Genomic DNA, 24,575 nt, shown 5'->3' on the forward strand with positions numbered 1-24,575 from the left:
CAGGCTATTGCCGGGAGGGCGTGCTCGACATCTGCCGCACGTCGTCCTCGGTGATGTACTCGAACACCTTCACCACCTTCTGCACGCCGGCCACGCCGCGCGCCACTTCGGCTGCGCGGGTGCCTTCCCGCTGGGTCACGCGACCCATCAGGTAGACCACGGCGCGCTCGGTCACCACCTTGAAGCTGTTGGCCGAGATGTCCTTGGCGTCCACCAGCGAGGCCTTGACCTTGCCGGTGATCAGCGTGTCGTTGGAACGGGATGTGTAGCTGGCGGGAGGCGCGACGACCAGGTCGTTGACGATGGACTGCACGCCGGAGATGTCCGCGATTTCACGCTCCACCGCGATCCGGGTGGCCTCGTCCGGCACTTCGCCGGTCAGCAGCACCTTGCGGTTGAAGCTGTTGATGTTCACATGACCGGCGTTGCCGACCATGTTGGCGACCCGGCTCTCGCCCTTCAACGCAATGGCCTTGTCCTCGGTCTGGGCGCCGAAGGTGCGGCGGTCGGTGGCGGCGATGGTGCCCACCACCGCGGTGCCGACCGCCATCTCGATGCAGCCCTGCAGGCTGATGGCGATCATGCCGCACAGCGCGAGCCGCGCCAGCGGACGGCGCCAGGCGGCGGCGTTGGATTGTTGGTTCGCGGCCGCGCCTTCAGTCATTTGCATCCCCTCCGAATAGGGCGACGTCGATGCCGTCGCACAGTATGTGTATGGTCAGTCCGTGTACTTCCTGGATGCGCGCGGTGCGCTCGTGCGGCACGCAGATATGCACGTCGCCTTCCGACATCAGCTCGCCGATCACGCCGCCGCCCTTGCCGGTCAGCGCGATGACGCGCATGTCGCGCTCGACCGCCGCCTCGATGGCCGCCACCACATTGGCCGAGTTGCCCGAGGTGGACAGCGCCAGCAGCACGTCGCCGGACTGGCCGAAGGCCTGCACCTGCTTGGCATAGACCTCGTTGTAGCTGTAGTCGTTGGCCACCGCGGTCAGGATCGAGGTGTCGGTGGTCAGCGCCAGCGCCGGCAGCGGCAGACGCTCGCGCTCGAAGCGCCCGACCAGTTCAGCGGCGAAATGCTGGCAGTCGGCGGCCGAACCGCCGTTGCCGCACGCGAGGATCTTGTTGCCGTTCGATAGCGCGGTGAACATGATTTCCACCGCTTGCGCGATGGGCCCGGAGAGCTGCTCGGCAGCCTGCAGCATGAGCTGCGCACTTTCCTGGAAGTGCTGGAGGATACGTTGGTTCGTCATGATGCGCGATTATAAGGGTAAGTAGCGACAAGCCGCCGGTTCAGGCCTGGATCGCGTTTTTGAGCCAGTCCAGCGCGGCGCCTTCGATGGCGACCACGTCGAAGCGGCATGGCGGCGGCATGCGGTAGCGCTGCAGGTAGGTCTGGGCGGCGTTCCAAAGGCGCGCCTGCTTGGCGCTGCCGATGCTGGCGGCGGCGCCGCCGAATGCGCGGCCGGCGCGGCGGCGCACTTCGACGAACACCAGCGTGGCGCCGTCGCGCATGATCAGGTCCAGTTCGCCGCCGCGGCAATGGAAGTTGCGCTCGATGAGCACCAGGCCGTGCTTCTGCAGATGGGCCAGCGCCGCTTCCTCGCCGGCGTCGCCGGCCAGTTGCCGTTGCGTGCGCCGCGGCCCCAGCGTCATTGCGGGCCTGACAGCGGCGCGGCGGCGCCGTCCTGGTAGACCGCAGGCGATGCGCTGCGCTCGAAGCGGGCGCGGCCGCCGCCGATGCTGGCCTTCAACTTGCCGGTGGCGCCATCGAACTCGAACACGCCGCGGCGGGCGGCGACTTCGCGCGCCACCTGGTAGGCATCGATGCCCAGCGCATAGAGGCGCTCCATGTCGGCGCTCTTCTGCGCGGCCGGCGGCGGGGCGAACGCGGCGCCGGCGTCCGGGCGCAGCAGGTAAGGCAGGTCGATGAAGCGCACGCCATCCATGTCGGGCCGGCGCTCGGCCGCGGACCAGCCCTGGCGGGAATAGGGATTCAATTGGGACGTGCCATACATCGGCAGCTCGGCGCCGATCGATTCGCGCAGCTGGCGCGCCTGGGCAGCGTCGAGCGCCACGAACACCAGGCCGGGGCGGCCGTTGCGCAGGCGTTCCTGCAACTGGCCCAGCGCGCTGGCGCTCAGGTTGCCGCCAGCGGCGCTCAGCTCCACCAGGTCGGCCGGCAGGCCGCGGCGCTGCCAGGCGGCCTGGAAGGCGCGCGCGGCGCGGCGCTGCCATGCGGTGGCAGTGGAGATGATCAGCGCCTCCTCGCCCGGCAGGTCGGCGGCGGCCAGATCGGCGGCCTGGCGCGCCTCGTCCTCCAGCGACAGTCCCATCAGCAGCAATTGCGGCTGGACGCCGGCCTGCGCGCCGACCGCGTCGGCCGGGGTCAGCGCGATGGTGGGCTTATTGACCGCGCCGCGCGATGCGATGGCGGCGGCGCCGCTGCGCGACAGCGGGCCAACCATGATGTCCTGGTCGGCCAGCACGCCGTTGTAGGCGTCCAGCACGTCCTGGGCGGCGTCGCCCGTTTCCACCACGGTCAGGATGATGTTGGGGTCGCGCCGCTTTTCATAGGCGGCGATGAAGCCGTCGCGCACCATGGCGGCCGCGGCGCCCAGGCTGTCCGAGCGCAGCGGCAGCAGCAGGCCGATGCGCACCGGGCCGGACAGGGCCGCCTGCTCCTGCGGCTGCAGGCTGACATCGGGCATCGGCACCGCCTCGGTCTCGACCGGGCCGGTGTCGGCCGGCCCGCCCGGCATCAGGCTGATGTCGTTCTGGGCCAGCAACGGCAGGGCCGGCATGGCCACGGTTGTATTTGCCTGCGCCAGCGCGCACAATCCGGCCAGCGCCGCCGCCACCAATCCGGTCTTCACTTTTCGGAACGACATTTCGACTCCCAATGACACAACCCGCGTTCAGCTTTTCCGGCGCCCTGCCCCTGCTGCAGGAGATTGTTGCCCAGAATTATCCGGCCTGTGCATTATATGTGCTGGCCACACCCATCGGGAATGTAGCCGACATCACCTTGCGCGCACTGCAGGTGCTGGCCCAGGCCGATGCCATCGCCTGCGAAGATACCCGCAACACCGCGCAACTGCTGGCGCGCTATGGCCTGCAGCGCCCCCTGATCGCGGCCCACCAGCACAATGAGCGCGAAGTCGCGGAGAAACTGATCGCCCGGCTGCAGGCCGGCGAGCGGATTGCGCTGGTGTCGGACGCCGGCACGCCGGCGGTGTCGGATCCGGGCGCGCGCATCGTCGACGCGGTGCGGACAGCCGGGCTGCGGGTGGTGCCGGTGCCGGGCGCGTCGGCCGGCATCGCGGCGCTGTCGGCCGCCGGGCTGGTGAATGACCGCTTCCATTTCCACGGCTTCCTGCCGGCCAAGGCGCGCCAGCGCGAGACCGAGCTGGCGCAGTTGCGGCCGCTGGCCGCGACGCTGGTGTTCTATGAAGCGCCGCACCGCATCGTCGACACCGTGGCCGCGCTGGCGGCGGCCTTCGAGCCGCAGCGCCAGGTGGTGTTCGCGCGCGAGCTGACCAAGCTGTTCGAGGAGATCCACCGCTGTCCGCTGTCGCAAGCCGCGGCCTGGCTGGCGGCCGACGGCAACCGCCAGCGCGGCGAGTTCGTGCTGCTGGTGGAGGGCGCGCCGCAGCAGGAGGACGCCGGCACGGCGGAGTCGGACCGGGTCTTGTCCATCCTGCTGGAGGAATGCCCGGTCAGGCAGGCGGCCGCGCTGGCGTCGCGCATCACGGGACAGAAGAAGAATGCGCTGTACGAGCGCGCCCTTGCGCTGAAGGCGCAGGGCGAAAGCGACGATCAGCGCTGAACGATGATGGGCATGGCGCCGCCGCTGGCCTGCATCTGGCGCGCCACGGCCTCGGCGTCGGCACGGCTGGCGAACGGGCCGCCATAGAGCCGGAACAGCGTGTTGTTCTGCACGATGTCGACCTGGCGCAGGCTGCCGTTCCAGCGCTGGGCATGCAGCGCCTGCGCGGCCTGCGCATTGGCGGCCTGGGAGAAGGCGCCGAGCTGCAGGTAGAAGCCGCCGGCCGCGGCCGAGAGGGTGGACAGGTTGGATACGCTGGATAGGGTCGAGGCTGCGGCGGCCGGCGCGGATACCGGCGCGGCGGCCGGCGGCGCCAGCAGCTCGGCCGGCGCGCTGACCATGGCCACCGGCATCGGCACTGCTTCCGTGCTCACGCCCGGCGCGGCCGACGCCACCGGCGGCGCGGCGCCATTGCTGCGCGCCAGTTCCATGCGCCGGATCTCGTCGGGCAGGATGCGCTCGACTTCCAGCTGCGCGCTGCCATGGCCGATATAGCCCAGCTTCAGCGCCGCGGTGTACGACAGGTCGATGATGCGGTCCGAGTGGAACGGGCCGCGGTCGTTGACGCGCACGATCACCGTGTTGCCGTTGGACAGGTTGGTGACGCGGGCATAGGAAGGAATCGGAAAGGTCGGATGGGCGGCCGTCATCTTGTACATGTCGTACGGCTCGCCGGACGATGTGCGCTGGCCGTGGAATTTCCGGCCATACCAGCTGCCGCGGCCGCGCTGCCTGACCGGCTCATCATTCATCTGCGGCACGTATTCCTTGCCGAACTGCACGTAGGGCCTGTTGCCGCGATTGGCATAGGGCTCGATGCGCGGCTCGGCGTCGGGCACATCCCAGAGGTTGTCGGGGATGTTCTCGCCGGGGCCGTCGTCCTGGTAATAGCCGCCGCGGCCGGAACCGGCGGGCGGCAGCGAAGGCAGGCCGCGGCGCGCCGACTTGGCGGGAACGGCGCCGGCATCGGCGCCCTGCTGCTGCGGCACGCTGCCGCAGCCGGCGGCGATGAACGCGACCGCGGCGCACAGGACGGCCGTGCCGGGCCATGGACGGGATGGCAAGTGCATTGCTTTTCCTTTTTCTTGTTCGCGGCGCGCCACCCGCGGGCGCGCCTGGTCTGATCGGTGGATCAGGTTTGTACCAGTTTCCGGTGGCGCTGGATGCTCATCAGGATGCCGGCCCCGAGGCCCAGCGTCACCAGCGCGGTGCCGCCATAGCTCATGAAGGGCAGGGGCACGCCAACCACCGGGAGTATGCCGCTGACCATGCCCATGTTGACGAAGGCATAAGTGAAGAAGATCAGCGTGATCGCGCCGGCCAGGAGACGCGCGAAGAACGTGGGCGCATTGGCGGCGATGACCAGTCCCCGGGCGATCAGCATCAGATACAGGAACAGCAGCACGCCGTTGCCGATCAGCCCGAATTCCTCGGAGAATACCGCAAAAATAAAGTCGGTTGTGCGTTCGGGAATGAACTCCAGGTGGGCCTGGGTGCCGTTGAGCCAGCCCTTGCCGGCGATGCCGCCGGAGCCGATGGCGATGGTGGACTGGATGATGTGGAAGCCCTTGCCGAGCGGGTCGGCGGTGGGGTCGATCAGCATCATCACCCGGGCGCGCTGGTAGTCGTGCAGCATGGTCCAGGCGATCGGCAGGCTGGCGCCGCCGGCAATGGCCAGTCCCAGCAGCACTTTCCACGACAGGCCGGCCAGGAAGATCACATAGAAGCCGGCCGCCGCCACCAGCAGCGAGGTGCCGAGGTCGGGCTGGCGCATGATCAGCAGCACCGGCACCAGCAGCAGCAGCGCCGCCACCAGGAAGTGGTTCCAGCGCAGCATGCCTTCGCGCTTCTGGAAATACCAGGCCAGCATCAGCGGCATGGCGATCTTCATGATCTCGGACGGCTGGATCACGATGCCGACATTGATCCAGCGCCGAGCGCCCTTCTTGATCATGCCGAACATGGCCACCGCCACCAGCAGCGCCACGCCCACGGTATAGATCGGCACCGCGAAACGCATCAGGGTTTGCGGCGGCACGTTGGCGGCGATGAACATGACCACGAAGGAAACGATGATGTTGCGCATCTGGTCCTCGACCCGGCCCGGGAAGTCGATGCCGGCCGAGTACAGCGTGACCATGCCGGTGGACATGATCAGGAAGATGATCAGCGCCAGGGTGCCGTCGAAGACGGTCAGGTGGGGTTTGACGATCTGCCAGATCGAGCGTTTTTCAGTGAGTTGCATGGCTGGTCAGTCCCGGTTGCCCTGGGTTTCGGCGCCTTCGCGCGGGCCGCCCTCGGAGTCCTGGTCGGCGCGCACCTCGGCCAGCGGCCGGGTGTCGGACAGGTCGATTCTCTCCACCGGCGCCTCGTCCTGCGCCCGGCCGGTGCGCTTGCCCAGCAGGTAGAAGTCGAGCGCCTCGCGCACGATGGGCGCGGCGGCGGTGGCGCCGAAGCCGCCGTTCTCGACGATGATGGCGATCGCGATGCGCGGATTGTCGGCCGGCGCGAACGCGGTGAACAGCGAGTGGTCGCGATGCCGCTCGTCGATCTTGCTGGCGTTGTACTTCTCGTTCTTCTTGATGGCGATCACCTGCGCGGTGCCGGTCTTGCCGCCGGCCGCGTAGCCGAGGTTGGAGAACACCTTGGCCGCCGTTCCCTCGCGGATCACGCCGACCATGGCCTGCTTGACGATGTCGATGTTCTGCTGCTTCAGCGGGATGCGGTAGCTCTCCTTGGGCACGGTCTGGGTGCGCACCCGGGTGCCGCCGTCTTCCATGATCTTGACCAGGTGCGGCTTCATCACCACGCCGTTGTTGGCCAGGATGGCGGTGGCATGGGCCAGTTGCAGCGGCGTGAAGGAGTTGTAGCCCTGGCCGATGCCCAGCGAGATGGTTTCGCCGGCATACCATTTCTGCTGCTGCGGCCGGCGGTAGGCGGCGCGCTTCCAGGCGGTGGACGGCAGGATGCCCTTCTTCTCGTGCTCGAGGTCGATGCCGGTCAGCTGGCCGAAGCCGAACGGCTTCATGAAGTCATGCATCAGGTCCACGCCCATGTCGGCCGACAGCTGGTAATAGTAGGTATCGCAGGAATGGACGATGGACTTGTACATGTCCACCGTGCCATGGCCGCCTTCCTTGTCGTCGCGGAAGCGGTGGTTGCCGAACATGAAATAGCCGGGGTCGCTGATGGCCGACATCGGCGTGCGCTTGCCCAGCTCAAGCGCGGCCAGCGCCATGAAGGGCTTGTAGGTCGAGCCGGGCGGATAGCTTCCCGACAGCGGCCGGTTCACCAGCGGCTTGTCCGGCGAATTGTTGAGCTCGTCCCAGCTCTGCTGGTCGATGCCTTCGACAAACAGGTTGGGGTCGAAGGTCGGCATCGACACATAGGCCAGGATGTCGCCGGTGGAGGGCTCGATCGCGATCAGCGCGCCGCGCCGGTTGCCGAAGGCCTGTTCCACCACCTTCTGCAACTCGATGTCGATCGACAGGATCAGGTTGGAGCCGGGCGTGGCCGGCGTGCGCGACAGCGTGCGCACCGCGCGGCCGCCGGCCGACACTTCCACTTCCTCGTAGCCGGTCTGGCCATGCAGCTGCTTCTCGTAGCTCTTCTCGACGCCTTCCTTGCCGATGTAGCTGGTGCCGTTGTAATTGGCGGCGTCCTCGGTTTCCTCGATCCTGGCCGACTCGCGCTGGTTGATGCGGCCGATGAAGCCGATCACATGCGACGCCACCGAGCCCAGCGGATATTGCCGGAACAGCCGGGCCTGGATGTCCACGCCCGGAAAGCGGTAGCGCTGCGCGGTGAAGCGCGCCACTTCCTCGTCGGTCAGGCGGGTGCGGATCGGCAGGCTTTCGAAGCTCTTGGATTCTTCCAGCTGGCGCCGGAAGCGCCGCCTGTCCTTGGGCTGGATCTCGACGATGCCAGCCAGCAGGTCGATCAGTTCGTCGAGGTCGCGGTTGATCTTCGATGGCGTGATCTCCAGCGTGTAGGCGGCGAAATTGCGCGCCAGCACGACACCGTTGCGGTCCACGATCAGGCCGCGGTTGGGCACCACCGGCACCACCGAGATCCGGTTGTCCTCGGCCTGGGCGGCGTAATGGTCGTGCTGGTAGCCCTGCAGCCAGACGAAGCGCGCGGCCAGCAGGGAAAAGAAGATGAGCACGAACAGGCCCGCGACCGACAGGCGCAGCCGGAAGTAATGCAGTTCGCGTTCGGTGTTCTTGAATTCAGTCATGCTTGGCGGACTCGGCGGTAAGCTGGATCAGATGGGCCGGGTTTCATCGCGGTCCACGGCGCGCCGCTGCGGCGCCAGAAGCATCCAGGTGACCAGCGGCCACAGCGCGGCGCTGACCAGGCTGGACGCGAAGTAGTACCAGCCGGGAAACTTGCCGCTGACCAGCGCCTGGATCAGCATCTGCACTACCTGCATCAGCAGCAGCAGCGGCAGCACATGCAGCGCCTGCGTGACCGGGCGAAACCACAGCATGCGGCGGTGGATCATGATCGCGAAATAGGAAAGCAGCGTATAGGCCAGCGCATTCTCGCCCAGCAGCGACGCATTGTGCACATCCATCAGGAGGCCCATCAGGAAGGCCAGGCCGATGCCGACCTTGCGCGGCTGGTGCACGCTCCAGAAGATCAGCGTCAGCGCGACGAAGTCGGGCACGCCGTACAGGTCGCCCCAGGGCAGCAGATTGAGCAGGAAGGCGCACACCAGCGTGATGGCGATGAACAGCGGACTGACCGGGAGCAGGATGTATTGCGGACGGTTCATTTCTTGGCCTCGGCAGCGGCAGCGGCCGGCGTGACGACCCGGGTGATATTTTTCGAGGAGGCGCTGATCACATTGGCGCTTTCGGCTTTGGCAACGGGCGCGGCCGGCGCCGGTGCCGCGGGGCTGGCCGCGGTTGCCGCCGGCGCTGCCTGCGCGGCATCCTTGCCGGCATCCTTCATCTTTTTCTTCGGCAGCTTTTCCTTCCTGTTTTCTTCCGGCGCCGGGCGCGGCAGTTCCTTCTGCTCATTGAGCAGGATCAGGAACTGCTGGTTGCGGTCGATGCCGGCGGTCGGCTGGCAAATGATGCGGGCAAAGGCGTCCGAGGACTTGTGCTCGACCGACACCACGGATGCCACCGCCAGGCCGGCCGGATAGACGCCGTCGATGCCGGAAGTGACCAGCACGTCGCCTTTCTTGATGTCGGCATTGGCGGCGATGAAGCGCAACTCCAGCACGCCCGACTGGCCGCGGCCATAGGCTACGCTGCGCACGCCGCTGCGTACCACCTGCACCGAGATCGCCTGGTCCTTGTCGGTCAGCAGCGTGACCTCGGTGGTGAAGGGATAGAGCCGCGTCACCTGGCCGACCACGCCGGTGTCGTCGATCACGGGCTGGCCCAGCGCCACGCCATGCTGGGAGCCGCGGTTGAGCACGATCTTGCGAGTGAACGGGTCGCGGGTGTCGTACAGCATTTCGCTGAGCACCGACTTCACCGGCAGGCGTTCATTGGCAGCCAGCAGGCGGCGCAGCTGGGCATTTTCAGCCGCCAGGAACTGGCCCTGCTGCAGTGCCTGGGCATTGCGCACCTGCTCGGTCTTCAACGCCGCGTTTTCCTGCTTCAGCGCCGTCATCGTGTTGAGGTAGCCGCCGACCGCATAGGCCGCGTCGCGCGGCGCCAGCGCCGCCACCTGCAGCGGGTAGAGCACGGTGCCGGCCAGCTGGCGCAGTACCGCCAGCGTGTTGGTGCGGCCGTCCACCACCAGCAGCACGATGGCGATCAGCGCGAAGATGACGACTTTGGCGCGGGCGGAAGCGCCCTGCTTGAAGAGTGGCGGAGGATAGTATTCCATCGGTGAGAATTATCCTGCCCCGGTCGGGCAGGCCGGGCTGACATGACAAGAAGCGTGCATGCATGACCCGGCATGCCAGGCGCGGCGCGCGTAGCGGCCGCACCCTGCCGGCTTTTATTCGTAAGAGAAAATGGAACCGAGCTTGTCCATGCGCTCGAGCGCCATGCCGGAGCCGCGCACCACGCAGGTCAGCGGGTCTTCGGCGACGATCACGGGCAGGCCGGTTTCTTCCATCAGCAGGCGGTCGAGGTCGCGCAGCAGCGCGCCGCCGCCGGTCAGCATCATGCCCTTCTCGGCAATGTCGGCGCCCAGTTCCGGCGGCGTCTGCTCCAGCGCATTCTTCACGGCCGACACGATGTTGTTCAGCGGATCGGTCAGCGCTTCCAGGATTTCATTGCTGGAAATGGTGAAGGAACGCGGAATGCCTTCCGACAGGTTGCGGCCCTTGACCTCCAGCTCGCGCACTTCCGAACCCGGGAAGGCCGAGCCGATTTCCTTCTTGATGGTTTCGGCGGTCTGCTCGCCGATCAGCATGCCGTAGTTGCGGCGGATGTAGTTGACGATGGCTTCGTCGAACTTGTCGCCGCCGACCCGCACCGAGCCCTTGTAGACCATGCCGCCCAGCGAGATGATGCCCACCTCGGTGGTGCCGCCGCCGATGTCGACCACCATCGAGCCGGTGGCTTCCGACACCGGCAGGCCGGCGCCGATCGCGGCCGCCATCGGTTCCTCGATCAGGAACACCTGGGATGCGCCCGCGCCGAGCGCCGATTCGCGGATCGCGCGGCGCTCGACCTGGGTCGAACCGCACGGCACGCAGATGATGATGCGGGGGGAAGGCTTGAACAGCTTGGTGTCGTGCACCATGCGGATGAACTGCTTCAGCATCTGCTCGGTGACGGTGAAGTCGGCGATCACGCCGTCCTTCATCGGGCGGATCGCCTCGATGTTGCCCGGCACCTTGCCCAGCATCTGCTTGGCTTCCTTGCCTACTGCCTGTATGGTCTTCTTGCCGTTGGGTCCGCCCTGCTGGCGGATCGCGACGACCGATGGCTCGTCCAGCACGATGCCGAGTCCGCGTACATAGATCAGGGTGTTGGCAGTGCCGAGATCGATGGCGAGATCATTGGAAAAGTAACTGCGGAGAAATCCAAACATTGAATGGTCCTGAGCGCAACCGGTGCGCGTCGCTTGAGGGTTATTTGTCGCCCGCGGCAGCCGCTATGCTGGCGCCTTCAGGCAGTAACCCGACATTCTACCTTATAATTTGTCTCCTACCAGACGATGAAAACAGCCGAATTGCACGCCTAATGCGATGTTTTGCCAAGTTTTTATCGACTATTAGCTTATCTTTAATATTTCCAGAAACCTTTTCCGACAAGCGTCCCGCGCGCATACAAACCATGTCCCTTGCCCTTTCCGATGTCAAAAGATTAGCGATTCTGGCGCAGCTGGACCTGAGCGAGGAGCAGGCCGCCTCCACGCTGGCCAAGCTCAACGGCATCTTCGATCTGGTGGAACAGATGAAGGCTGTCGACACCAGCGGCGTGGAACCGCTGGCCCAGCCCATCACTGCCTACGACCAGGCATTCTCGTTGCGCCTGCGCGACGATATTGCCAATGAGCCAAACCGCCGCGAGGACTACCAGCAACCCGCGCCCGCCACCCAGGACGGCCTGTACCTGGTGCCCAAGGTCATTGAATAAGCCCAGGCCCAGCCACTGCCAAAAGAACCGATCCATGCATACAAAAACCATCAAAGAACTGTCCGCGCTGCTGCACGGCAAACAGGTGTCGGCCACCGAGCTGGCACGCCACTTCCTGGCGCGCTCGCAGGCCAGCGCCCTCAATGCCTATACCGACATCAACGAGGAACTGACGCTGGCGCAGGCGCGCGAGGCCGATGCCCGCCTGGCGCGCGGCGACGCCACGGTGCTGACTGGCATCCCGATTGCCCACAAGGACATCTTCGTCACCCGCGGCTGGCGCTCGACCGCCGGCTCGCGCATGCTGGAAAACTATGTCAGCCCGTTCGACGCCACCGTGGTCGAGCAATTCAACGCCGCCGGCACGGTCACCCTGGGCAAGCTCAACTGCGACGAGTTCGCAATGGGCTCCTCGAATGAAAACAGCCATTTCGGCGCGGTGAAGAACCCGTGGGACCTGGGCGCGGTGCCCGGCGGCTCCTCGGGCGGCTCGGCCGCCGCGGTGGCGGCGGGTCTCGCGCCCGGCGCCACGGCCACCGACACCGGCGGCTCGATCCGCCAGCCGGCGGCCTTCTGCGGCGTGACCGGCATCAAGCCGACCTACGGCCGGGTGTCGCGCTTCGGCATGATCGCCTACGCTTCCTCGCTCGACCAGGGCGGTCCGATCGCCCGCACCGCCGAGGACTGCGCGCTGCTGCTCAACACCATGGCCGGCTTCGATCCGCGCGATTCGACCAGCGTCGAGCGCGATCGCGAGGACTACACCCTGGGCCTGAACGACAGCCTGGAAGGCCTGCGCATCGGCGTGCCCAAGGAATTCTTCGGCCCCGGCCTGGCGGCGGACGTGGAGCAGGCGGTGCGCGCGGCGCTGCAGGAATTCGTGAAGCTGGGCGCGACCCTGGTGGAGATTTCCCTGCCCAAGACCGAGCTGTCGATCCCGGTGTACTACGTGATCGCCCCGGCCGAAGCCTCGTCCAACCTGTCGCGCTTCGACGGCGTGCGCTACGGCCACCGTGCCGCGGACTACACCGACCTGTCCGACATGTACCGCAAGACCCGCTCGGAAGGCTTCGGCGAAGAGGTCAAGCGCCGCATCCTGGTCGGCGCCTACGTGCTGTCGCACGGCTATTACGACGCCTACTACCTGCAGGCGCAGAAGATCCGCCGCCTGATCGCCGAGGATTTCCGCCGCGCATTCGAGCAGTGCGACGTGATCATGGGACCGGTGGCGCCTACCGTGGCCTGGGACCTGGGCGCGAAGGCCGACGACCCGGTGGCGAATTACCTGGCCGACATCTTCACCCTGTCGACCAACCTGGCCGGCCTGCCCGGCATGTCGGTGCCGTGCGGCTTCGGCCAGGGCGAGAAGAATGGCAAGCGGCCGGTGGGCCTGCAGCTGACCGGCAATTATTTCAGCGAAGCCAGGCTGCTCAACATCGCGCACCGCTATCAGGGCGCAACCGACTGGCACCTGCGCCAGCCGACCGAACAATAAAACAGCGAGGTAAGTATGCAGTGGGAAGTTGTTATCGGTCTGGAGACGCATGCGCAGCTCACGACCCAATCCAAGATCTTCAGCGGCGCGCCGATCCGTTTCGGCGCGGAACCGAACACCCAGGCCTGTCCAGTGGACCTGGCCCTGCCCGGCGTGCTGCCGGTGATGAACCGCGGCGCGGTCGAGCGGGCCATCCAGTTCGGCCTGGCGATCGGCGCCACCATTGCGCCGCGCTCGATCTTTGCGCGCAAGAACTACTTTTATCCCGATCTGCCCAAGGGCTACCAGATCAGCCAGTATGAAATTCCCGTGGTGCAGGGCGGCACCATTTCCTTCATCGTGGAAAAGGACGGCAAGCCGGAGATGCGCACAGTGCAGCTGACCCGCGCCCACCTCGAGGAAGACGCCGGCAAGTCGCTGCACGAGGACTACCACGGCATGACCGGCATCGACCTGAACCGCGCCGGCACGCCGCTGCTGGAAATCGTCACCGAGCCCGACATGCGCAGCGCGGCCGAGGCGGTGGCCTATGCCAAGGCGCTGCATGCGCTGGTGACCTGGCTCGGCGTATGCGACGGCAACATGCAGGAAGGCTCGTTCCGCTGCGACGCCAACGTGTCGGTGCGGCCGGTCGGCCAGCAGGAATACGGCACCCGCTGCGAGATCAAGAACCTGAACTCCTTCCGCTTCCTGGAAGAGGCGATCAACTACGAGGTGCGGCGCCAGGTCGAGCTGATCGAGGACGGCGGCCGGGTGGTGCAGGAAACCCGGCTGTACGATCCCGACCGCCGCGAAACCCGCTCGATGCGCAGCAAGGAAGACGCGCAGGACTACCGCTACTTCCCCGACCCCGACCTGCCGCCGCTGGCGATTTCGCAGGCCTGGATAGACCGGGTGCGGGAAGCGATGCCGGAACTGCCGGGCGCGATGCGCGAGCGCTTCGTCGCCGACTACGGCCTGCCGGAGTACGACGCGGCAGTGCTGACCCAGTCCAAGGCGATGGCCGCCTACTTCGAGGCCGTGGTGGCCGCCGCCGGCCGCGAGCAGGCCAAGCCGGCCGCCAACTGGCTCATGGGCGACGTGTCCTCGACCCTGAACCGCGAGGGCGTGGACATTGCCGACGCGCCGGTCGGCGGCGCGCAGCTGGCGCTGCTGTTGAAGCGCATTGCCGACGGCACGATTTCCAACAAGATCGCCAAGGAAGTGTTTGGCGCGATGTGGGAAGCGAAGTCGGATGCGGCGGACCTGGCCGACCAGATCATCGAGTCCAAGGGCCTGAAGCAGATTTCCGACAGTGGCGCGCTGGAAAAGATCGTCGACGAAGTGCTGGCGGCGAACGAGAAATCGGTGGCGGAATTCCGCGCCGGCAAGGAAAAGGCGTTCAATGCGCTGATCGGCCAGGCGATGAAAGCCTCGCGCGGCAAGGCCAACCCGGCGCAACTGACCGAGCTGCTCAAGCAAAAGCTGGGCGCCTGAGCCAGGCGCCGGCCAGCGCCCGGCAGGGCCTGGCCGGCGCGGCAGGAGTGTGACGGCCCTATTGCTGCGCCATGCCTTCCTGCCGCAGTTCCCGGAACCGCTTCAGCGTGGCATCGGTGCGGCTGTTGATCAGCAGTATTTCCGCTTCATAGTCTCCCAGCCTGCGGCGGCTGGCGGCGACGGCATGGTCGGCATCCTGCAGCCGCTGCCGCAGGTCGTGGGAAGGCTGCTTCCTGCGGGCTGACAGCGCCAGTTCGTCCTCGGCATCCTGCTGGCGCTTTTCGGCAGCGGCCAGCAGCAGGGTTTCGCGTTTGACGTTTTCCTGCACCAGAAGGACATTGCGCTGGCCGGACGAGATGATCTCCTCCTCGCTGCGAAAGCGCGCCAGCAGCGCGCGGTCATGATGGCGGCGCTCTTCCGCTGCCAGCTGTTCGGCGCGCCGCGCCGCTTCCTCGCGGGCCAGCTGCTGCTTCTCCTCGGGCGTTGGCGGCGCCGGAATTTCACGGCGGGTGATGCCGCTCCTGTCGACTTCCCGCACCGGGCGGTTGCTGCATTCCGCAATCGGCCGGTCCGAGGTCAGGGTGCGGCCGGCCGCATCCTTGCAGATATAGATCTTGGCCTGCGCATGCGCCAGCGCCGGCGCCAGCATCAGCAGCCATAGCAGGGCGGGACGCAGGCTGGCCATGCGCGGTTCAGGCGCCGCTGATGCCGTAGCGCTGGCGGTAGGCGGCAACCGCATCGCGGTGTTTCGCCAGCTCGGCGTTGCCGCCGGCGGAAATAAAGCTCAGCAGGTCGTTCAGGTTGGCGATCGACACCACTGGCATGCCGTAGGCGGCGCCGACTTCCTGCACCGCCGAGTTGGCCGACAGCGCGCCGTCGGCGCCGGAGCGTTCCATGCGGTCGAGCGCGATCAGCACCGCGGCCGGCGTGGCGCCGGCCGCGCGGATCAGGTCCACCGATTCGCGCACCGAGGTGCCGGCGGAAATCACGTCGTCGATGATCACCACCCTGCCCTTCAGCGGCGCGCCGACGATGGTGCCGCCCTCGCCATGGTCCTTGGCTTCCTTGCGGTTATAGGCGAACGGCACATTGCGGCCCTTGGCCGCCAGCGCCACCGCGGTGGCGGAAGCCAGCGTGATGCCCTTGTAGGCCGGGCCGAACAGCATGTCGAACTCGACGCCCGAATCGATCAGCGTCTGCGCATAGAAATCGGCCAGGCGGCCCAGCGTGGCGCCGTCGTTGAACAGGCCGGCGTTGAAGAAATAAGGCGAGGTGCGGCCGGCCTTGGTGATGAATTCACCAAAACGCAGGACGCCGGCATCGACCGAAAAGGCGATGAACTGCTGACGTAGATTTTCCAAGATGGGACCGTGTGGACTGGACTTGCGGGACCGCCATTCTAGCGCGAAGTCGGTGCGGCCCCTTGCCAAAAATTCCGGAAGGCAACGAAAAATGCCGCATACCAGCGCACGGCCTGCCGCGCCAATTACAATACCGGCTGCCAACCGCCGGCCTCCGGCATCTTTCCACCGCGACTGTTTCCATGCTCAATATCATTTCCGCCAATCTCAACGGCATCCGCTCCGCCACGTCCAAGGGCTTTCTCGACTGGCTGCCGGCGCAGGACGCCGACTTCGTCTGCATGCAGGAACTCAAGGCCCAGGCGCCGGACATGACGGCCGCCATGCTCAACCCGGAAGGCTATTACGGCTATTTCCACTATGCCGAGAAAAAAGGCTACAGCGGCGTCGGCATCTATGCCCGGCAGCAGCCGCTGCAGGTGATCCAGGGCCTGGGCGTGCCGGAAATCGATGCCGAGGGCCGCTATATCGAACTGGTCTATGACGGCCTGTCGGTGGTCTCGGTCTACCTGCCGTCCGGCTCCAGCGGCGAGCACAGGCAGGTTGCCAAGTTCGCCTTCATGGAGCATTTCTACAAGCACCTGGCCGAGCTGGCCCGTTGCGGGCGCAAGGTGGTGATCTGCGGCGACTGGAATATCGCGCACCAGGAAATCGACCTGAAGAACTGGAAGGGCAACCTGAAGAATTCCGGCTTCCTGCCGGAAGAGCGGGCCTGGATGAGTTCGGTGCTGGACGAATTGCGCTGGGTGGACGTGTACCGCCGCCTGCACCCGGAAACCACCGGCGAGGCCTATACCTGGTGGAGCAACCGCGGCCAGGCCTGGGCCAAGAACGTCGGCTGGCGCATCGACTACCATGTCGCCACGCCCTGCATCGCAGAGTATGCCCGCACGGCGGCCATCTACAAGGAGGCGCGGTTTTCGGATCATGCGCCGCTGACCATCGCCTATGACTGGGCGATGCAGGCGGCGTAGTTCGCTACCGGCCGCGCCTGGCCGGCTTGCGGGCAGCGGCGCGCTCCTTGCGGCTTCTGCCGCCGCAGGAGCGTCAGCCCCGCCTCACTGCACCGGAGGCACGCCCTTTACATTGCTGCGGTAAGGCGGCAACGCGCCCGGCTGCGCATTGACGGCGCGTGCATACACCGGCATCACCTGCGGCAGGGTTTTCTGGATCTGGGAGATCCGGTTGTTGCCCGACGGATGGCTGGACAGCCACTGCGGCGGCGCGCTCTTTTCCAGCATGGCCATCTTGCGCCACAGCGCCACGCCGGCGCGCGGGTCGTAGCCGGCGCGGGCGACCAGGTCCAGGCCGACGGTGTCGGCTTCGGTTTCGTCTTCCCGCGAAAAGCGCAGCAGCGCCAATTGCGCGCCCTGCCCCACCACGGTCTGGCCGAGCTGGCCCAGGCCGAAGATGGCCGAGCCGAGGTTGGCGCCGAGCTGCAGCAGGCTGCCCTTGGCCACCCGCTCGCGGCCGTGTTCGCGCAGCGCGTGGGCGATTTCGTGGCCGGCGACGATGGCGATTTCATCGTCGGTCAGCTTCAACTGGTCGACCAGGCCGCTGAAGAAGGCAATCTTGCCTCCCGGCATGCAGAATGCGTTGACGTTGTCCGCCTTGATCAGGTTGACTTCCCACTGCCAGTCGGCCGCGCCCTGGTTCCAGCGCGTCGCCTGGGAAATGATGCGGCGGGAAATGGCGCGCACCCGCTGCAGTTGCGGGTCGGTGTCAGGCGCCAGCACGCCTTTCTGGGCAGCCTGCTGCTTCAGTTCCTGGTACTGCATGGTGGCCTGTTCTTCCAGTTGCTTTTCCGGAATCAGGCCGCGCAGCCGGGACATGCGTTCCACGGCGACGCCTTCGTCCTGCTGCGCCATGGCCGGCAGAGCGGGCAGGACCAGGCAGAACAGCAGGGCGGACAGTCGGGGCAGTTTTTTCATCGTTTATTCCAGGGTGCAATTTTCGGGAGCATCAGCATGCCGGGCAGCGCCAGCACAAAGCACAGGATAAAGAACAGGAACCATCCTGTCTCGGCGACGATGTAGCCGACAGCGGAATTGACAAAGGTTCGGGGCACCGCCGCCAGGCTGGTGAACAGCGCGTACTGGGTGGCGGTATAGCGCGGGTCCGTCGTGGTGGCAATATAGGACACGAATGCCGCCGTCCCCAGGCCCACGCCGAAGGCCTCGAAACCGATCACCAGCGCCAGCAAGATGAGGTCGGCGCCGGCATAGGCAAGCCAGGCGAAGCCGAGTATGGCCACCGCCTGCACCACGCCGAAAATCCACAGCGCGCGGTTGATGCCGAGCTTCACCATCCAGACGCCGCCGATGATGCCGCCGGCGATGCTGGCCCAGAAACCCGTGGTCTTGGCGACCGCGCCGATCTGCGTCATCGAAAAGCCAAGGTCGATGTAGAACTTGGTGGCCAGCGCGGTGGCCATGCTGTCGCCGAGCTTGTAGAGAAAGATGAAGCCCAGGATGGCCAGCGCATTGCCCCAGCCGCCGCGCGCGATGAATTCGCGAAACGGCAGCACCACCGCTTCCCGCATGTTCTTCGGCGGCGCGCCGTAGACGCGCGGCTCGGCAATGACGAAGGTGCAGAGCAGCCCCGGCAGCATGAAGGCGGCGGTGATCCAGAACACCGGCTGCCAGGCCATCAGGTCGGCCAGGATCAGCGACAGCGCGCCCGGCACCATGCCGGCCACCTTGTAGGCATTGACATGGATCGCGCTACCCAGGCCCTGCTCGTTGTCGGGCAGGATCTCGCGCCGGTAGGCGTCGATCACGATGTCCTGGCTGGCCGAGAGGAAGGCGATCGCGCTGGCGGCCGCGGCAATCAGCGGCACCTGGGTCAGCGGGTCCAGCATGCCCAGGAGGCCAATGCCGAGAAACAGCAGGCCTTGCGTCAGCGCCATCCAGCCGCGCCGGCGCCCGAGCCAGCCGAAGCTGAAGCGGTCCATCAGCGGCGACCACAGGAATTTCCAGGTATAGGGAAACATCACCAGCGCGAACAGGCCCAGCGCCTTGACGTTCAGGCCGGACTTGGCCAGCCAGGCCTGCATCAGCGACAGCAAAATGAACAGCGGCAGGCCCGAGCTGAAGCCCAGGAACACGCAGATCAGCATGCGCCGGTTCAGGTAGCTGTGCCAGGTCAGCACATCCTGCTTCATGCAACCGCCCGCTTGCGCAGCCGGAACACGGCCAGGCTGCCGCGCCAGTTGGGCAGGAAGTTCACCGGCTTGCCGGCTTCATTGAGCGCAACGAATTCCAGCACTTCCAGGCCGACCTCGTTGGCCAGGTCCTGGAAATCGTGGATGGTGGCGCAGCGCAGGTTGGGCGTGTCGTACCACTCATAGGGCAGGCTGCGCGAGACCGGCATGCGGCCGCGCAGCAGCGCGAAGCGGTGCGGCCAGTAGGCGAAGTTGGGAAAGGACACGATGGCCTCGGCGCCGACGCGGGCGATGTCGCGCAATACGCCTTCGACATTCTTCATCATCTGCAGCGCCGACAGGCACAGCACGCTGTCGAAGGCATTGTCGGCGAAGATCGCCAGCCCGGCTTCCAGGTCCTGCTGGATCACCGGCACATTGCGGCCGATGCAGGCCGGTATCTTGGCGTCGTCGATTTCCACGCCGTAGCCCGCGCACTGCTTGGCGCTTTGCAGGTAGTCCAGCATCACGCCGTCGCCGCAGCCGAGGTCGAGCACCTGCGAGCCGGGCGCGACCCAGTGCGCAATGAAGGCCAGGTCGGCGCGCAATGCGGTCAGTTCATTGAAGTTCATGCAGCCACCCTGCTTTCGCCGCTGATTGAAACGCCGGTTTCGAGCTCGCGCCAGACCCGGTTGTAATAGGCCCGCACAGTGGCCATGTAACGCTCGTCCTCGAGCAGGAAGGCGTCATGGCCGTGCGGCGCGTCGATCTCGGCATAGCTCACATGGCGGCGGTTGTTGACCAGCGCCTGCACGATTTCCCGGCTGCGCGCCGGCGCGAAGCGCCAGTCGGTGGAAAACGACACCAGCAGGAACTGGGCGCGGGCCGCGGCCAGCGCCTCGGTCAGGTTGCCGCCGAACGCGGCGGCAGGATCGAAGTAATCCAGCGCCTTGGTGATCAGCAGATAGGTGTTGGCATCGAAGTATTCCGAGAACTTGTCGCCCTGATAGCGCAGGTAGGACTCGATCTCGAAGTCGATGCCGTAGCCGAACTGGTATTCGCCGGAGCGCAGCTCGCGGCCGAATTTCTCGGCCATGTCGTCATCGGACAGGTAGGTGATGTGGCCGATCATGCGCGCCACGCGCAGGCCGTTCCTGGGCACCACGCCATGGGCGTAGTAATCGCCGCCATGGAAATCGGGATCGGTCAGTATCGACTGGCGCGCCACGTCGTTGAAGGCGATGTTCTGCGCCGACAGCTTGGGCGTGGAGGCGATCACCATGCAGTGGCGCAGCCGGTCCGGGTACAGCAGGCTCCAGGCCAGCGCCTGCATGCCGCCCAGCGAGCCGCCCATCACGGCGGCGAACTGGCGTATGCCCAGCGCGTCGGCCAGGCGGGCCTGGGCGTGCACCCAGTCTTCCACCGTCACCACCGGAAAGGCCGCGCCATAGGGCTTGCCCGTGGCCGGATTGACATGCATCGGGCCGGTGGAGCCGAAGCAGGAGCCGAGGTTGTTGACGCCGATGACGAAGAAGCGGTCGGTGTCGAGCGGCTTGCCGGGGCCGACCATGTTGTCCCACCAGCCCACGCTCTTGCTGCCGTCTTCCTTCAGGTAGATGCCGGCCACGTGATGCGACGCATTGAGCGCATGGCAGACCAGCACGGCGTTGGAGCGGTCGGCATTGAGTTCGCCATAGGTTTCATAGACCAGCTGGTAGCCGGCGATGGATGCGCCGCTCTGCAGCGGCAGGGGCGCATCGAAGTGCATGGACTGCGGGGAGACGACGCCAAGAGATTTCATGATGGTCCGGTCTGCGGAACCGGGGCAGGCATGCCCGCGATCCGAAATAAAAAAGGTTTTTCACGAATGAGCGCGAACCGGCATGCATGGACCAGACTTTCGTAGGGTGCAATACCCGAAGGGCATTGCACCGTGGACGGCAGAACGAAAGGGACATACCGCTTTTCCTTGAACAACGGCCTGGTGCAATGCCCCTTCGGGGGATTGCACCCTACGAGAGCTGTTGGTTCACGACTTTGCGTGAAGAACCATAAAAAAGCCCGAGAGCGCATGCTGTCGGGCTAAATTGGGGCTTTTCCAAGCTCGCTTTAGCCGTATTTATGCGGGGAAGACCCCTCGCGCCCGCAAGCTGGGCTGCCGCGCGGTGCGCTGGCAGCCGGTCAAATCGGCGCAGTCACGGAAGAATAGCGAAGTCATGGGGCGGCGTCAAACGGGCGCGCCCGTGGCTCCTATGCGCTGCGCAGCTGCTCCATCGCCTCGTTGATCGCATTGGCTTCCATCAGCCGCAGGATCTTGCGGGTCTTGGGCACGAGCACCGTCAGGTCGCTGTTGAGGATTTCCTGCTTCACCGACAGCAGCTGGGCCGGATGCATCGAGAACTCGCGCAGGCCCATGCCCAGCAGCAGCCGGGTCAGCTTGGTGTCGCCGGCCATCTCGCCGCAGACCGAGACCGGAATGCCGGCCTTGGCGCCGGCCGCGATCGTGGTCGACAGCAGGAAAAGCACCGCCGGATGCAGCGGGTTGTACAGGTGCGCCACCTCATGGTCGACCCGGTCCACCGCCAGCGTGTACTGGATCAGGTCATTGGTGCCGATCGACAGGAAGTCCAGCCGCTGCGCAAACAGCGGCAGCGCCAGCGCGGCGGCCGGTATCTCGATCATGGCGCCGATCTGAATCTGCGGATCGAACTTCCTGTTGGCCTCTCGCAGCTGCGCCTTGGCCTGCTCGATCATGTTCAGCGTCTGGTCGATCTCGAAGGCATGCGCCAGCATCGGGATCAGGAGCTTGATCGGGCCGAAGGCCGAGGCGCGCAAAATTGCGCGAAGCTGGGCCATGAACATCTGCGGCTCGGCCAGGCAGTAGCGGATCGCGCGCAGGCCCAGCGCCGGGTTGAGCGCGGTTTCCTCGGCATTGTCCATCGGCTTGTCGGCGCCGATGTCGAGCGTGCGTATCGTCACCGGCCGGCCCTTCATGGCGGTGACCGCCATCTTGTAGGACTCGAACTGCTCGTCCTCGGTCGGCAGGCGGTTGGCATAGCCGGCGCGCCCCATGAACAGGAACTCGGAGCGGAACAGGCCGATGCCGGTGGCGCCCGCCTCCAGCGCCGCCGCGCAGTCCTGCGGCAGCTCGATGTTGGCCAGCAGCGTGATCTCGGTGCCATCTTTCGTGACCGCCGGCGTCTTCTTCAGCCTGGACAGCTTCTTGCGCTCGCGCAGCATGCGCGCCTGGCGCTCGCGGTACTGCTCCAGCACCACCGGCGGCGGATCGACGATCACCACGCCGGCGTCGCCGTCGATGATCACCCAGTCGTCCTGCGCGATCAGGGCCGAGGCGTTGTACATGCCGACCGCGGCCGGGATGTCGAGGCTGCGGGCAACGATGGCGGTATGCGAGTTCTGGCCGCCCAGATCCGTGATGAAGCCGGCGAAGGCGCGGTCGCGGAACTGCAGCATGTCGGCCGGCGAGATGTCGTGCGCCACCACGATCATGTGGGCGGTCGAGTCGGGCGAACTGGCCAGGCCGGCCAGCGTGGAGGCAGTGCCGGTCAGCACCTTCAGCACCCGCTCGCCGACCTGCTGGATGTCGTTCTTGCGCTCGCGCAGGTAGGTGTCCTCGATCTCGTCGAACTGCGCCGACAGCTCGTCGATCTGGGTCAGGAGCGCCCATTCGGCGTTGTAGTGGCGGCTGCGGATGATATCGAGCGGCATCTCGGAAATCATCGGGTCCGACAGGATCAGCGCATGCACATCGATGAAGGCGCCCAGCTCCGCCGGCGCATCCGGCGGCAGCTCGCGCCACACGGCCTGCAGTTCCTGGTGCACGGCCGCGATCGCGTTCTGCAGGCGCTGCACCTCCGCTTCCACCTGCTCCTCGCTGATCAGGTAATGCTTGACGTCGAGCGCGGCCGAGGCCAAGAGGTGCGCGCGCCCTATCGCGATGCCGCGCGATACCGGTATGCCATGAAGCGTGAAGGATGCCATTGATGTGTGCTTGTTCTGGTGGATCTGCGGGCCGCGCCTACTCACTTTCGCCGAACTTTGCCTGGATCAGCTGCGACAGCGCGTCGAAGCATGCCTGCTCGTCCGGCCCGTCGACTTCCAGGCTCACCACGGCGCCCTTGCCGGCCGCCAGCATCATCACGCCCATGATGGATTTCGCATTGACGCGGCGCTTGTTGCGCGTCATCCAGACTTCGCTCTTGTACTTGGCCGCCAGTTGGGTCAGCTTCGCCGATGCGCGCGCATGCAGACCGAGCTTGTTGATGATTTCTATGTCTTGCTGAATCATTATTGGTCTGTTCTTGTTGGTTTCAGGTAGGGGAAAGTCGGACCCGGTTGTCGACCCGCACGGCGCCGTTCTGGCCGCCGGCCAGCGCCATTTCGACCACGACATCGATGGTGTCATTGCGATACGTCAGCGCCCGCAGCAGCATCGGCAGGCTGATGCCGGCCACCACTTCCACGTGGCCCGGCTCGCACAGCGGCAGCGTGCAGTTCGACGGCGTGCCGCCCATCACGTCGGTCATCACCAGCACGCCGCTGCCGTCGTCGATGCGCCGGATCGATTCCGACGCCAGCCGCCGCACTTCGCTGGTGTCCTGGTCGGCATTGACGTCGATCGCCTCCAGGCGCTCGGGCCGGTTGCGAAAAACGTGGGTTGCCGCGTCGATGAAAGCCTGCCCAAGCGGCGCATGGGTCAGGAGCAGAATGCCAACCATAGGAGGGTGATCAGAAACGGAAAGCCTGCATTAAACCACGCCCGCCGCGCGTTCCAGCGCGTCGATGAATTTCGCGGCGACGGAAAAGCCGGTCTGCTGCTCGATTTCCTGGAAGCAGGTCGGGCTGGTGACATTGATCTCCGTGAGGTAGTTGCCGATCACGTCCAGGCCCACCAGCAGCAGGCCGCGCTGCCACAAGGTGGGCGCCACGGTTTCGCCGATCTCGCGCTCGCGCGGCGTCAGCGCCCGCGCCACGCCCAGGCCGCCGGCGGCCAGGTTGCCGCGCACTTCGCCGCCCTGCGGTATGCGCGACAGGCCGAAAGGCATCACCTCGCCGCCGATCAAAAGCACCCGCTTGTCGCCGTCGACGATCTCCGGAATGTAGCGCTGGACCATGATGGTGCGGCGGCCATTGTCGGACAGCGACTCGATGATGGAGCCCAGGTTCATGCCGTCTTCCCGCACCCGGAAGATGCCGGCGCCGCCCATGCCGTCCAGTGGCTTGAGGATGATGTCCTGGTGCTCGCGGTGGAAGGCGCGGATGCGCGCATTGTCGGTGGTGACGAGCGTCGGCGCGGTCAGTTGCGGGAACTGGGCAATGGCCAGCTTTTCATTGTGGTTGCGGATCGCTTCCGGCCGGTTGAATACCTTGGCGCCATGGTTCTGCGCGACTTCCAGCAGGTAGGTCGCATAGATGTATTCCATGTCGAACGGCGGATCGGTGCGCTCCAGCACCGCATCGAAGTCGGTCAGCGCGCGCGCCACCGCCGGCTCGGCCTGGTACCAGTCGTCGCCATTGCCGGTCAGGTGGACGCGGGCGATGTTGGCGACCACGCGGCCGCCCTCGATCGCCATGTCGCGATGGCGGAAGGCATACAGCTCATGGCCCCGGCGCGCCGCCTCGACCATCATGGCGTAGGTGGTGTCCTTGTAGATCTTGAAGGTGGAAAGCGGGTCGGCGAGGAAGGCGATCTTCATGT

Annotated in this window: 25 protein-coding genes; 5 read left to right on the forward strand and 20 right to left on the reverse strand. The window is 66.1% G+C overall.

From position 1 onward, the window contains the following. Nucleotides 1-4: 4 nt before the first annotated feature. From IGW04_RS15115 to IGW04_RS15130, 4 genes are read right to left on the reverse strand one after another with little or no spacing between them, the layout of a single operon-like run. Nucleotides 5-664, reverse strand: coding sequence for a BON domain-containing protein (locus IGW04_RS15115; protein WP_194713916.1), 660 nt, complete (start codon nt 662-664; stop codon nt 5-7). Beyond that, nucleotides 657-1,253, reverse strand: coding sequence for a phosphoheptose isomerase (locus IGW04_RS15120; protein ID WP_194713917.1), 597 nt, complete (start codon nt 1,251-1,253; stop codon nt 657-659). Before IGW04_RS15120 ends, IGW04_RS15115 begins: the two co-directional genes overlap by 8 nt. A 40-nt stretch (nt 1,254-1,293) precedes the next feature. Then, nucleotides 1,294-1,656, reverse strand: coding sequence for a YraN family protein (locus IGW04_RS15125; RefSeq protein ID WP_194713918.1), 363 nt, complete (start codon nt 1,654-1,656; stop codon nt 1,294-1,296). Further along, on the reverse strand, nt 1,653-2,891 hold the full coding sequence (locus IGW04_RS15130) for a penicillin-binding protein activator (protein WP_228527116.1): 1,239 nt from the start codon (nt 2,889-2,891) through the stop codon (nt 1,653-1,655). The genes IGW04_RS15125 and IGW04_RS15130 overlap by 4 nt, the downstream gene beginning before the upstream one ends. An 11-nt stretch (nt 2,892-2,902) precedes the next feature. Between IGW04_RS15130 and rsmI the strand changes: the two genes are divergently transcribed. Further along, complete coding sequence (gene rsmI, locus IGW04_RS15135; RefSeq protein WP_194713919.1) at nt 2,903-3,829, forward strand: 16S rRNA (cytidine(1402)-2'-O)-methyltransferase; 927 nt, start codon at nt 2,903-2,905, stop codon at nt 3,827-3,829. Here rsmI and IGW04_RS15140 read toward each other — a convergent pair. The 6 genes from IGW04_RS15140 to IGW04_RS15165 all read right to left on the reverse strand — a co-directional run bounded on the left by IGW04_RS15140 (nt 3,820) and on the right by IGW04_RS15165 (nt 10,834). After that, nucleotides 3,820-4,899: a septal ring lytic transglycosylase RlpA family protein gene (locus IGW04_RS15140; protein WP_194713920.1), complete on the reverse strand. Its 1,080-nt coding sequence runs from the start codon at nt 4,897-4,899 to the stop codon at nt 3,820-3,822. The genes rsmI and IGW04_RS15140 overlap by 10 nt on opposite strands. A 62-nt stretch (nt 4,900-4,961) precedes the next feature. Then, the gene (gene rodA / locus IGW04_RS15145) at nt 4,962-6,074 is read right to left on the reverse strand and encodes a rod shape-determining protein RodA (protein WP_194713921.1); all 1,113 of its coding nucleotides are present in this window, start codon (nt 6,072-6,074) and stop codon (nt 4,962-4,964) included. A 6-nt stretch (nt 6,075-6,080) separates the two neighbouring features. Then, complete coding sequence (gene mrdA, locus IGW04_RS15150; protein ID WP_194713922.1) at nt 6,081-8,066, reverse strand: penicillin-binding protein 2; 1,986 nt, start codon at nt 8,064-8,066, stop codon at nt 6,081-6,083. Nucleotides 8,067-8,093: 27 nt separating this feature from the next. Beyond that, on the reverse strand, nt 8,094-8,606 hold the full coding sequence (mreD, locus tag IGW04_RS15155) for a rod shape-determining protein MreD (RefSeq protein ID WP_194713923.1): 513 nt from the start codon (nt 8,604-8,606) through the stop codon (nt 8,094-8,096). Next, entirely contained in the window at nt 8,603-9,676 is a 1,074-nt protein-coding gene (mreC, locus tag IGW04_RS15160; protein WP_194713924.1) for a rod shape-determining protein MreC, read from the reverse strand. Before mreC ends, mreD begins: the two co-directional genes overlap by 4 nt. Nucleotides 9,677-9,790: 114 nt before the next feature. Then, nucleotides 9,791-10,834, reverse strand: coding sequence for a rod shape-determining protein (locus IGW04_RS15165; RefSeq protein ID WP_194713925.1), 1,044 nt, complete (start codon nt 10,832-10,834; stop codon nt 9,791-9,793). 245 nt (nt 10,835-11,079) lie between these two features. On the opposite strand from IGW04_RS15165, the gene gatC reads away from it, so the two are divergent. Genes gatC through gatB form a run of 3 tightly spaced genes read left to right on the forward strand, consistent with a single transcriptional unit; the run spans nt 11,080 to nt 14,353 of the window. Next, nucleotides 11,080-11,382, forward strand: a complete 303-nt coding sequence (gatC, locus tag IGW04_RS15170; RefSeq protein WP_194713926.1) for an Asp-tRNA(Asn)/Glu-tRNA(Gln) amidotransferase subunit GatC — start codon at nt 11,080-11,082, stop codon at nt 11,380-11,382. Nucleotides 11,383-11,416: 34 nt separating this feature from the next. After that, nucleotides 11,417-12,877, forward strand: coding sequence for an Asp-tRNA(Asn)/Glu-tRNA(Gln) amidotransferase subunit GatA (gene gatA / locus IGW04_RS15175; protein WP_194713927.1), 1,461 nt, complete (start codon nt 11,417-11,419; stop codon nt 12,875-12,877). A 15-nt stretch (nt 12,878-12,892) separates the two neighbouring features. Further along, a complete protein-coding gene (gatB, locus tag IGW04_RS15180) occupies nt 12,893-14,353 on the forward strand; it encodes an Asp-tRNA(Asn)/Glu-tRNA(Gln) amidotransferase subunit GatB (RefSeq protein WP_194713928.1) in 1,461 nt (486 codons plus the stop codon). A gap of 58 nt (nt 14,354-14,411) precedes the next feature. Here gatB and IGW04_RS15185 read toward each other — a convergent pair whose 3' ends face one another. Both IGW04_RS15185 and pyrE read right to left on the reverse strand, forming a co-directional pair. Beyond that, nucleotides 14,412-15,038 carry a DUF4124 domain-containing protein gene (locus IGW04_RS15185; protein ID WP_194713929.1) on the reverse strand — a complete coding sequence of 209 codons (627 nt, stop codon included), beginning with the start codon at nt 15,036-15,038 and terminating at the stop codon, nt 14,412-14,414. A gap of 7 nt (nt 15,039-15,045) precedes the next feature. After that, nucleotides 15,046-15,714 (reverse strand): orotate phosphoribosyltransferase, encoded by a 669-nt coding sequence (gene pyrE / locus IGW04_RS15190; RefSeq protein WP_194713930.1) that lies wholly within the window; start codon nt 15,712-15,714, stop codon nt 15,046-15,048. Nucleotides 15,715-15,896: 182 nt separating this feature from the next. Here pyrE and IGW04_RS15195 point away from each other — a divergent pair, with 182 nt between their 5' ends. Further along, a complete protein-coding gene (locus IGW04_RS15195) occupies nt 15,897-16,688 on the forward strand; it encodes an exodeoxyribonuclease III (RefSeq protein WP_194713931.1) in 792 nt (263 codons plus the stop codon). Between the two features lie 84 nt (nt 16,689-16,772). Here IGW04_RS15195 and IGW04_RS15200 read toward each other — a convergent pair whose 3' ends face one another. The 8 genes from IGW04_RS15200 to gshB form a co-directional block, all read right to left on the reverse strand. Next, nucleotides 16,773-17,645 (reverse strand): M48 family metallopeptidase, encoded by an 873-nt coding sequence (locus tag IGW04_RS15200; RefSeq protein WP_194713932.1) that lies wholly within the window; start codon nt 17,643-17,645, stop codon nt 16,773-16,775. After that, a complete protein-coding gene (locus tag IGW04_RS15205) occupies nt 17,642-18,925 on the reverse strand; it encodes an AmpG family muropeptide MFS transporter (RefSeq protein ID WP_407672131.1) in 1,284 nt (427 codons plus the stop codon). Before IGW04_RS15205 ends, IGW04_RS15200 begins: the two co-directional genes overlap by 4 nt. Continuing rightward, nucleotides 18,874-19,488 (reverse strand): methionine biosynthesis protein MetW, encoded by a 615-nt coding sequence (gene metW / locus IGW04_RS15210; protein WP_194713934.1) that lies wholly within the window; start codon nt 19,486-19,488, stop codon nt 18,874-18,876. Before metW ends, IGW04_RS15205 begins: the two co-directional genes overlap by 52 nt. Beyond that, nucleotides 19,485-20,657 (reverse strand): homoserine O-succinyltransferase MetX, encoded by a 1,173-nt coding sequence (gene metX / locus IGW04_RS15215; RefSeq protein WP_194713935.1) that lies wholly within the window; start codon nt 20,655-20,657, stop codon nt 19,485-19,487. The genes metW and metX overlap by 4 nt, the downstream gene beginning before the upstream one ends. Nucleotides 20,658-21,106: 449 nt before the next feature. Next, nucleotides 21,107-22,858, reverse strand: coding sequence for a phosphoenolpyruvate--protein phosphotransferase (gene ptsP, locus IGW04_RS15220; protein WP_194713936.1), 1,752 nt, complete (start codon nt 22,856-22,858; stop codon nt 21,107-21,109). A 37-nt stretch (nt 22,859-22,895) separates the two neighbouring features. Next, complete coding sequence (locus IGW04_RS15225; protein ID WP_194713937.1) at nt 22,896-23,165, reverse strand: HPr family phosphocarrier protein; 270 nt, start codon at nt 23,163-23,165, stop codon at nt 22,896-22,898. A 22-nt stretch (nt 23,166-23,187) separates the two neighbouring features. Beyond that, entirely contained in the window at nt 23,188-23,595 is a 408-nt protein-coding gene (locus IGW04_RS15230; RefSeq protein ID WP_194713938.1) for a PTS sugar transporter subunit IIA, read from the reverse strand. Between the two features lie 30 nt (nt 23,596-23,625). Continuing rightward, complete coding sequence (gshB, locus tag IGW04_RS15235) at nt 23,626-24,573, reverse strand: glutathione synthase (protein WP_194713939.1); 948 nt, start codon at nt 24,571-24,573, stop codon at nt 23,626-23,628. Nucleotides 24,574-24,575: the final 2 nt, after the last annotated feature.

It is taken from the genome of Noviherbaspirillum soli (assembly GCF_015352955.1).
GTDB classification, from domain to species: Bacteria; Pseudomonadota; Gammaproteobacteria; order Burkholderiales; family Burkholderiaceae_D; genus Noviherbaspirillum_A; species Noviherbaspirillum_A soli.